The 253-nt window shown below is 32.0% G+C and carries 1 protein-coding gene; it reads right to left on the minus strand.

Annotation, left to right across the window (positions count from 1 at the left end; genetic code table 11):
* Positions 1-32: 32 nt before the first annotated feature.
* Positions 33-253 (minus strand): SMI1/KNR4 family protein (locus C5470_RS22360; protein WP_207627087.1); only part of this gene is annotated, 221 nt, incomplete at its 5' end.

The raw sequence follows: 253 nt of genomic DNA on the forward strand, positions 1-253 counted from the left end.
CTCGAAGGGTCTTCCGGTTTTGATTCGAATCATTATTGAGTTAAAACATCTAAATCAAAATGTTCTGGTTGGAAACCTCTGCTAACAACAAATTCAAAAAAATCCTCTTTTATTGATTCAATGCTTCCATCCCCTGATGAATCAAAAAAATATACTTCATTTTTATATTGAGTCTTCTCTTTTAAAAAACCGTAATAACCACCAGTTTCATCATCACTAAAAGCAATAAAACCTTGTGGCATTGAGACCATTT

The organism is Photorhabdus stackebrandtii (assembly GCF_011189495.1).
Taxonomy (GTDB): domain Bacteria; phylum Pseudomonadota; class Gammaproteobacteria; order Enterobacterales; family Enterobacteriaceae; genus Photorhabdus; species Photorhabdus khanii.